Origin of the sequence: Streptomyces amakusaensis (assembly GCF_039532665.1) — a bacterium.
Taxonomy (GTDB): Bacteria; Actinomycetota; Actinomycetes; order Streptomycetales; family Streptomycetaceae; genus Streptomyces; species Streptomyces amakusaensis.
The window spans coordinates 1-10,481 of sequence record NZ_BAAASB010000051.1 but is presented as its reverse complement, the minus strand read 5'-3'; the positions used below and the strand labels follow the sequence as shown (position 1 = coordinate 10,481).

At 70.3% G+C, this 10,481-nt stretch carries 2 protein-coding genes; both read left to right on the top strand.

What is annotated here, in order from left to right:
* Positions 1-3,065, top strand: a 3,065-nt coding sequence (locus ABD371_RS35490; protein ID WP_344486823.1) for a type I polyketide synthase, incomplete at its 5' end; no start/stop codon positions are given.
* A 104-nt stretch (positions 3,066-3,169) separates the two neighbouring features.
* Positions 3,170-10,481: type I polyketide synthase (locus ABD371_RS35485; RefSeq protein ID WP_425575843.1), on the top strand; the 7,312-nt coding region annotated here is incomplete at its 3' end.

Sequence of the window (10,481 nt, the reverse complement as noted above, 5' to 3'; positions counted from 1 at the left end):
GACCCGAAGCACAACAACTCATCACCGCCCTCGCCCACCTCCACGTCAACGGCACCACCATCGACTGGACCACCTACTACCAAAACACCAGAACCCACCCCATCCAGCTCCCCACCTACGCCTTCCAGCGTGAGCACTACTGGCTCGTCCCCGTGGCCGACACCGCGGACGTCGTGTCCGCCGGGCTGTCGTCGGCCGGGCATCCACTGCTGGGCGCGGCGATCGAGCTGGCAGACGGCGATGGGCTGGTCCTGACCGGCCGCTTGTCCCTCCAGACACACCCCTGGCTCGCGGACCACGCCGTGGCAGGCACTGTTCTCCTCCCCGGCACCGCCTTCGTCGAACTCGCCACCCAGGCCGGCGACCGCACCGGCTGCGACCGCATCGAGGAACTCACCCTCGCAGCGCCCCTCGTACTCCCCGAGCACGGTGCCGTACAGCTTCAGATCACCGTGGGTTCGGCGGACGATTCAGGTCGCCGCGCACTCGCCGTCCATGCGCGGCCCGAGGGCGGCGAGGGAACCGATGAGCCGTGGATCCAGCATGCGTCCGGCGTACTGACGGCGGCCGTCGCGCCCGTGCCCGTCGACCTCACGACCTGGCCGCCGGCCGGGGCCGTCGAGGTGGATGTCGAGGGTGCCTACGACCGGCTCCTGGAACAGGGCTATGGCTACGGTCCGTCCTTCCAGTGCCTACGGCGCGCCTGGCGGCGGGACGACGAGGTGTACGCCGAGGTCGTCCTCACCGAGGAACAGCAGGCGGACGCCGACCGGTTCACGCTGCATCCGGCGCTGCTCGACGCGACGCTGCACGCTGTGATGCTCAAGGCTCTGGAGGACGCGTCCGAGCCGGCCCTGCCGTTCTCCTGGGGCGGTGTGACCGTGTACGCCACGGGAGCCGCCGAGCTGCGCGTACGGTTCTTGTCGACCGGCCAGGACACAGTGTCGGTGGTGTTGGCGGACGCGGCGGGCAAGCCCGTCGCCGAGGCGGACTCGCTGTTGTGGCGGACCGTGGCCGTCGATGCGCTCAACTCCGCCCGTACGGTCCATCACGACGCGCTGTTCCAGCTCGACTGGACGAAGCTTCCCGCCGGGCCCGCCGTCGGCAGCGGCAGCACCAGCGGGTCCGCAGAAGGCTGGGTGGTGCTCGGCCAGGCCTACGAGGACTCGTTCCCGGCAGGAGCGCCGGGCGGGAAGGCGGAGCGATACGAGGACGTCATGTCGCTGCTCGCGGCCGTGGACGACGGTGCGGCCGTCCCTTCCGTGGCCTTCACGGAACTGGCACCGGGCAGGGGCGACGACGTACCCGGAGCCGTGCGCGAGGCGACGTACCGTGTGCTGGAGCTGGCGCAGTCGTGGCTCGCGGACGCCCGTCTGGAGGACTCGACGCTCGTCGTCACCGCCCGGGGTGCCGAGGGCGGGGATCTCGCTCTGTCGTCCGCCTGGGGTCTGCTGCGCTCTGCGCAGACCGAGAACCCGGGACGGATCGTCCTCATCGATCTCCAGGACAGTGATCAGGAGACCGACCAGGACCGTGGGGAAGCACGGCGGCGGCAGGCGATCAGCGCCGCCGTGCCGGTCGCCCGGGCGACCGCCGAGCACCGGCTCGCCCTACGCGATGGTGATGTGTACGCCCCGAGGCTCGCCCGTATGACGGTGGCCGCCGCGCCCGATCCGGAGAACCGGAAACCGGTGTTCGGAGGCGACGGCACGGTCCTGGTCACCGGAGCGACTGGTGCGCTCGGCGCGCTGCTCGCGCGTCACCTCGTCGCCGAGTACGGCGTACGACGCCTGCTGCTGACCAGCCGTAGCGGCCCGGCCGCCCCCGGAGCCGGGGAACTCGCCGCAGAACTGACCGCGCTGGGTGCCGACGACGTACGCGTCGCGGCCTGCGATGCCGCCGACCGGCCCGCCCTTGAGGCCCTCATCGCCTCGATCCCGAAGGACCATCCCCTGACCGGTGTGATTCACACGGCGGGTGTCGCCGACGACGGTGTCATCGGCTCACTCACTCCCGAACGCGTGGACGGCGTACTGCGTCCCAAGGTCGACGGCGCGTGGAATCTGCACCAGGTCACCCAGGATCTGCCGCTCACGGCGTTCGTGCTCTTCTCCTCGGCGGCGGCCGTCTTCGGAGCTCCGGGGCAGGGCAATTACGCTGCCGCCAACGCCTTCCTGGACGCGCTCGCCGTACACCGGCACGCTGCGGGCCTGCCCGCCACCGCGCTGTCCTGGGGCCTGTGGGCCGAAGCCGGCGGCATCACCGGCCATCTGGGCGAGGCGGATCTCCAGCGAATGATCCGCGCCGGACTTCTGCCCATCGCGGCGGACGACGGCCTGTCCCTCTTCACCACCGCGCTCTCCGGGGAGAACAGCGACAGGGCCGCCTGGATGCTCCCCATCCGGCTCGACGCCAAGGCACTGCGGGCCCAGGGCAGCGCCCTGCCGGCGGTGCTCCGCGGGCTGGTGCGCCTCGCCCCGCGCAGAGGAACGGCGAGCGCGAGCGGCGGCGGGGACTCGCAGGGTCAGTCGGCCCTCACCCATCGGCTGGCCGCCCTTCCGGAGGCCGAGCAGAGCACCCTGTTGCGAGAGCTGGTGTGCGCTCAGGTGGCCACCGTGCTGGGCCATTCCAGTCAGGACATGGTGGACCCGGAGCGGGCTTTCAAGGAGACCGGGTTCGATTCACTGACCGCCGTCGAACTGCGCAACCGGCTCAACGCCGAGACCGGACTGCGTCTGGCCGCGACCCTCATTTTCGACTATCCGACCCCGCAGGCGCTGGCCGATCATCTGCGGACGGAACTCGTCGACTCCGGTGTCTCTCCCGAACGGCTCGTCCTTGAACGGATCGAAGCCCTTGAAGCGGCCCTCACCGGGATCGGCCTGGACGACATCGTCCGGGGTCAGACCACGGTCAGACTCCAGGCGCTGATGTCCGCGTGGGACACCGCGGGCCGGGCCACGGGCGAAGCGGAAGCCGCCGGCATGGCCGAGGAGCTGGAATCGGCATCGATCGAGGAAATGTATGAATTCGTCGGCAAGGAATTCGGAATCACCGTCGACTAGCACGGCGATGCCAGCACGGCGAAGTAATCGATAACTTGCTGACCAGGATGGGTTGGGAACGTCGTATGTCGAACGATGAAAAACTCCTCGGTGTATTCAAAAAGGTGACTGCCGACCTCGTGCAGACCCGCAGCCGGCTGCAGGAGCTCGAAGAGAAGAACCAGGAACCGATCGCGATCGTGGGAATGGCCTGCCGCTACCCCGGCGGTGTCGGCTCCCCCGAGGATCTGTGGCGGCTCGTCGCCGACGGAACGGACGCCATCACCCCGTTCCCCACCCGGCGCGGCTGGGCCGAGGACCTCTACGACCCGGACCCGGAGGCCAAGGGCAAGAGCTACACCCGCGAAGGCGGCTTCCTCCACGACGCGGACGCATTCGACCCCGCCTTCTTCGACATGAGCCCGCGCGAGGCGCTGGGCGTCGACGCGCAGCAGCGACTGCTGCTGGAGATCGCCTGGGAGACCTTCGAGCGAGCCGGCATCGACCCCGTCGCGGTCAAGGAGTCCGCGGTCGGTGTCTTCACCGGGGTCATGTACGGCGACTACGGGCTGCGGCTCCGCGACATCCCCGACGGCCACGAGGGCCATATCCTCACGGGCAGCGCGGGCAGCGTCGCCTCCGGCCGCGTCGCGTACAACCTCGGTCTGACGGGTCCGGCCGTCACGGTCGACACGGCGTGCTCGTCCTCGCTGGTCGCCCTGCACCTCGCCGCGCAGGCCCTGCGCTCGGGCGAATGCTCCATGGCCCTCGCCGGCGGCGTGACGGTCATGTCGACACCCGGCACCTTCGTGGAGTTCAGCCGCCAGCGCGGCTTGGCCCCCGACGGCCGCTCCAAGTCCTTCTCCGCCGACGCGGACGGCGTCGGCTGGGCGGAGGGGGTGGGCATGCTGCTGGTCGAGCGCCTCTCCGACGCCCGGCGCAACGGCCACAACATCCTCGCCGTCGTACGCGGCACCGCCGTCAACCAGGACGGCGCGTCCAACGGCCTCACCGCCCCCAACGGCCCCTCCCAGCGCCGCGTCATCCGCCACGCCCTGCTCAACGCACGCCTCACCCCTGCCGATGTCGACGTGGTCGAGGCCCATGGCACGGGCACCCGCCTCGGCGACCCGATCGAGGCCGAAGCCCTGCTCGCCACCTACGGACAGGAACGCGGCGACCAGGGGCCGCTGCTGCTGGGATCGGTGAAGTCGAACATCGGCCACACGCAGGCCGCCGCCGGTGTCGCGGGCATCATCAAGATGGTCCAGGCGATGCACCACGGCGTACTGCCCAAGACCCTCCACGCTGAGCAGCGCTCCCCCGAAGTCGACTGGTCGGCCGGTGAGGTCGAGCTGCTGACCGAGGCCCGGGACTGGCCGGAGACCGGCCGCGCCCGCAGGGCCGCCGTCTCCTCCTTCGGGATCAGCGGGACGAACGCGCATGTGGTGCTGGAGCAGGCACCGGAGACGGAAGAGCCGTCGGCCGAGGGTACGGTTCCGGCGGTAGTGCCGTGGATCGTGTCCGGCCGAACGCCCGAAGCCCTCCGGGACCAGATCGAGCGCCTGCGCGCCTTCGCCGACGACTCCGACGCACGCCCGGTCGACATCGGCGCGTCCCTGGTCTCCACGCGGTCGCTGTTCGAACACCGGGCCGTGATCATCGGCGACCAGACCGTCGAAGGCACCGCCGGAAACGGCCGGGTCGCCGTCATGTTCACCGGCCAGGGATCGCAACGGGCCGGCATGGGCCAGGAACTGTACGACACCTACCCCGCCTTCGCAGCGGCCTACGACGAAGTCCTCGCACACCTCGACGAGGGCCTTCGGGAGATCGTCGTCTCGGGTGAGGGGCTGGACGAGACCGGGAACACCCAGCCCGCGCTGTTCGCCCTCGAAGTCGCCCTCTACCGACTCATCCAAACCTGGGGCATCACACCGGATGCCCTCACCGGACACTCCATCGGCGAAATCACCGCCGCACACGTCTCCGGAATGCTGTCCCTGAAGGACGCCTGCACCCTCGTATCGGCACGCGGACGGCTGATGCAGGCACTCCCCACCGGCGGGGCCATGATCGCCGTCCAGACAACCGAAGAAGCCGTACTCCCCCTCCTCGCAGGGCGTGAGTCGAGCGTCGGGATCGCCGCGATCAACGGACCCGACTCCCTCGTCATCGCCGGAACCGAAACCGACACCCTCGACATCGCACAGTCCCTCGGAGTGAAGTTCAAGCGGCTCCCCGTCAGCCACGCCTTCCACTCACCCCTCATGGAACCCATCCTCAACGACTTCCGGGACGTCGTCTCGGGACTCACCTTCCACACCCCCCAGATCCCCATCGTCTCCACCGTCACCGGCAAACCCGTAACAGCCGATGAAATCTGCACTGCGGACTACTGGGTCGAACACGTCCGCCGACCCGTCCGCTTCACCGACGCCATCCACACCCTGACGGAACAGGGCATCGACAACCTCCTCGAACTCGGACCCGACGCCACCCTCTCCACAATGGTCGAGGACATCCCGGCCGCCTCCGCCCTGCGCAGAGACCGACCCGAACCCCAGCAGCTCATCACCGCCCTCGCCCACCTCCACGTCAACGGCACCACCATCGACTGGACCACCTACTACCAAAACACCAGAACCCACCCCGTCAACCTCCCCACCTACGCCTTCCAACACGAGCGCTACTGGCTCCTTCCCACCCAGGGCATCGGCGACGTCACCTCCGCCGGCCTGTCCGCCGCCGGGCATCCGCTGCTCGGTGCCGCAGTGGAACTGGCCGACGGCGACGGTCTCGTCCTGACCGCGCGGCTGTCGCTCCAGACACACCCCTGGCTCGCCGACCACGCCATCCTCGACACGGTCCTGCTGCCGGGCACGGCTTTCGTCGAGCTGGCCGTCCAGGCCGGTGACCGCGTCGGCTGCGACACCATCGAAGAACTCACCCTCGCCGCCCCCCTCGTACTCCCCGAGCGCGGTGCCGTACGCCTACAGCTCGCCGTCGACGCGGCGGACGGGTCCGGGCGTCGTGAGTTCAGCGTCTTCTCCCGCCCCGACGGCGACGACCGGCCGTGGACCCAGCACGCCACCGGCACCCTCGTGACCGGCGCGGGCCGGACAGCCGAAGGCCTGGTGGTCTGGCCGCCGGCCGGGGCCGTCGAGGTGGACATCGAGGGCACGTACGAACGGCTTGTGGAGCAGGGGCACGGCTACGGCCCCGCCTTCCAGGGGCTGCGCAAGGTGTGGCAGCTCGACGGCGAGGTGTACGCCGAGGTCTCCCTGCCGGAGGGCGAGCACACCGAAGCGGCGCTCTTCGCGCTGCACCCGGCGCTGCTCGACGCGGCGCTCCACCCGCTCCTGCGCGGGGTCGTCGACGACAAACGGCAGGGCGGGCTGCCGTTCTCCTGGTCGGGCGTGACCGTGCACAGTACCGGTGCCTCGAATCTGCGTGTACGCCTGACACTGAACGGCCCGGACACCCTCTCGCTCATCGCCGCCGACGGCACAGGTGCGCCCGTGGTCACCGTCGACTCGCTGCTGTCGCGGGCCATTTCGGCCGATGCGCTGCGTACTGCCGGCAGCTCTCGCGGTGACGCGCTCTTCCAGGTGGACTGGACCACGGTGCTCACGCCGCCCGATGGTGAGAACAGCGACCCGGCCACCGCCTGGGCGGTACTGGAGAGCGGGAGCGGCCTGTCCGACCTGTCTCCGCTGCCCGCGGCCGCAGGTCGCCCGTACGCCGACTGGGCCGCTCTTCAGGCCGGTCTCGACGCGGGCGGCAGCGTTCCGTCCGTCCTCCTGGCCCCCTTCGGTGTGGAACAGGACCCGGCGGACACGGACGGCGATCCGGCTTCCCGGATGCGTACCGCCACGCTGCGTGCCCTGGAGCTGGTTCAGGGCTGGCTGGCAGACGACCGTCTGGCCGACTCCAAGCTCGTCTTCGTCACCCGTGGCGAGGTCGACACCAGGACGCGGACAGGGACGGGCAGCGACCCTGCCGGAGGGGACGGTCTCGTACTCTCCGGTCTGCGCGGCCTGGTCCGTACGGCACAGACCGAGAACCCGGACCGCTTCGTCCTGCTCGACCTGGACGACGAGGACGAGGACGAGGTGTCGGTTCCGGCGCTCGTCGGCGCTCTCGCCACCGGGGAGCCGGAGCTTGCGCTGCGCGGTGCCGACGCGTACGCCCCCAGGCTCGCCCGTATGACCGTACGAACCGGGGAATCGGGCACCGGCAGGCCCGCCTTCGGACCTGATGGAACGGTTCTGATCACCGGTGGCACGGGCGGTCTCGGCGCACTCCTCGCGGACCACCTCGTCACCGAGCACGGTGTACGGCACCTCCTCCTCGTCAGCCGACGAGGCCCCCAGGCACCCGGCGCGACCGACCTCAGTGCCCGACTCACCGAACTCGGCGCGGACGTCACCATCGCCGCGTGCGACGTCGCCGACCACGACGCGCTCGCCGAGCTGCTCGCGGGCGTCCCCGACGCCCATCCGCTGACCGCCGTCGTACACACCGCAGGCGTACTGGACGACAGCATCGTGGCCTCGATGACCGGCGAGCAGCTGGACCGCGTCCTGCGGCCCAAGGTCGACGCGGCCTGGAATCTGCACCGGCTCACCGCCGACCGCGATCTGTCCGCCTTCGTCCTCTACTCGTCGTCGGCCGCCGCCCTCGGCGGCCCGGGGCAGGCCAATTACGCCGCTGCCAATGCCTTCCTCGACGCGCTCGCCCGCAGCCGCCGGGCCTCCGGACTCGCCGGGACTTCCATCGCCTGGGGTCTGTGGGCGCAGGAGGGGGGCATCACCGAGAATCTGTCGCAGAACGACGTCACGCGCATCGCGCGCGCCGGCATGCTGCCGCTGACCGAGGAAGACGGGCTGGCGCTCTTCGACACCGTCATCGGCGAAGGGCTCACCTGGGCCCTGCCCACCCGGCTGGATCTCACCACCCTGCGTTCTCTGGGCAGCGGACTGCCCGCTCTGCTGCGCGGTCTGGTACGCGTGGCTCCCCGGCGCGGCACAGCGGCGGCAGGCGGCGGTACTGAGGGGTCGTCCACGCTGGCCCAGCAGCTCGCCGCCCTGACCGACACCGAACGTGAACGCGTCCTCCTGGATCTCGTACGCGGTCATGTCGCCGCCGTCCTCGGCCACAGCGACCGCTCGGCGATCGACCGGGACCGCGCCTTCAAGGAGCTCGGCTTCGACTCCCTCACCGCCGTCGAACTCCGCAACCAGCTCAACGCGGCCACCGGTCTGCGCCTTCCGGCGGCTCTGATCTTCGACTACCCGACACCTTCGGCCATCGCGCGGCACCTGCTCGCCGAACTCGGCGGCAGCGCCTCGACCTCAGCGGCCACGGCCGTACCGAGGAACACGGCCGCGTCGGCGGACGACGATCCGGTCGTGATCGTCGGCATGGCCTGCCGTCTGCCCGGCGGTGTCGGCTCGCCCGAGGATCTGTGGCGGCTCGTCACCGACGGCGTGGACGCCATCACGGGCTTCCCCGACGACCGGGGCTGGGACACCGAGGGCATCTACGACCCGGACCCGGAGGCCAAGGGCAAGAGCTATGCCCGCGAGGGCGGCTTCGTCCGGGGCGTCGACCTCTTCGACCCGGCGCTCTTCGGGATCTCGCCGCGCGAGGCCCTGGGCATGGACCCCCAGCAGCGGCTCCTGCTGGAGACCGTCTGGGAGAGTGTCGAGCGGGCCGGTATCGACCCTCTGTCACTGCGCGGCAGCCAGACCGGCGTCTTCGTCGGCGTCAGCGGACAGGACCACGGCGGTGTGCTCGCCCAGGCCCCGCAGTTCGAAGGCCAGTTGCTGACCGGCAGCGCCAACAGCATCGCCTCAGGGCGTATCTCGTACCACCTCGGACTCACCGGTCCCGCGATCACCCTCGACACGGCGTGCTCGTCGTCGCTGGTCGCCCTGCACCTCGCCGCGCAGGCCCTGCGCTCGGGCGAATGCGATCTGGCCGTGGCCGGCGGTGCCCTGCTGATGTCGACGCCCACGCTGTTCGTGGAGTTCAGCCGCCAGCGCGGGCTGGCCCCCGACGGCCGCTGCAAGGCGTTCTCCGCCGACGCGGACGGTACCGGGTGGGCGGAGGGTGTGGGCATGCTGCTGGTCGAGCGTCTCTCCGACGCCCGGCGCAACGGCCACCGAGTGCTGGCCGTCGTACGCGGCACGGCCGTCAACCAGGACGGCGCGTCCAACGGCCTCATGGCACCCAACGGCCCCTCCCAGCAGCGCGTCATCCGTCAGGCGCTCGCCGGTGCTCGTCTGAACCCCGCCGACGTCGACGTGGTCGAGGCCCACGGCACGGGCACCCGCCTGGGCGACCCGATCGAGGCCGAAGCCCTGCTCGCCACCTACGGACAGGAACGGCCGGAAGACCGGCCCCTTCTCCTCGGGTCCGTGAAGTCCAACATCGGCCACACGCAGCACGCGGCAGGTGCCGCCGGGATCATCAAAATGGTCATGGCGATGCAGCACGGGGTCGTACCCAAGACCCTGCACGTCAGCGACCCCTCCCCGATGATCGACTGGTCGGCCGGTGAGGTCGAGCTGCTGACCGAGGCCCGGGACTGGCCGGAGACCGGACGCCCGAGGCGGGCCGCGGTGTCGTCGTTCGGCGTGAGCGGGACGAATGCGCATGTGGTGCTGGAGCAGGCACCGGAGGTGGAGGAAGTCTCCGTCGAGGGTGTGGTTCCGGCGGTGGTGCCGTGGATCGTGTCCGGCCGAACGCCCGAGGCTCTGCGGGACCAGTTGGCGCGGCTTCGGGAGTACGCCGCCGGCACGGACGCGCGCCCGGTGGACATCGGGGCGTCGCTGGTCTCCTCGCGGTCGCTGTTCGAGCACCGGGCCGTGATCATCGGCGACCAGACCGTGGAAGGCACGGCAGGGGCCGGACGGGTCGCCGTCATGTTCACCGGCCAGGGCTCACAACGAGCCGGCATGGGCCAGGAACTCTACGAGACCTACCCCGCCTTCGCAGCGGCCTACGACGAAGTCCTCGCACACCTGGACGAGGGCCTTCGGGAGATCATCCCCTCGGGTGAGGGGCTGGACGAGACCGGGAACACCCAGCCCGCACTGTTCGCCCTCGAAGTCGCCCTCTACCGCCTCATCGAAACCTGGGGAGTAAAGCCCGAGGCCCTCACCGGACACTCCATCGGCGAAATCACCGCCGCACACATCGCCGGAGTGCTCTCCCTCGAAGACGCCTGCACCCTCGTATCAGCACGCGGACGACTCATGCAAAACCTGCCGACCGGCGGAGCCATGATCGCCGTCCAGACAACCGAAGAAGCCGTCCTCCCCCTCCTCGCGGGACGGGAAGCAACCGTCGGGATCGCCGCCATCAACGGACCCGACTCCCTCGTCATCGCCGGAACCGAAACCGACACCCTCGACATCGCACAGTCCC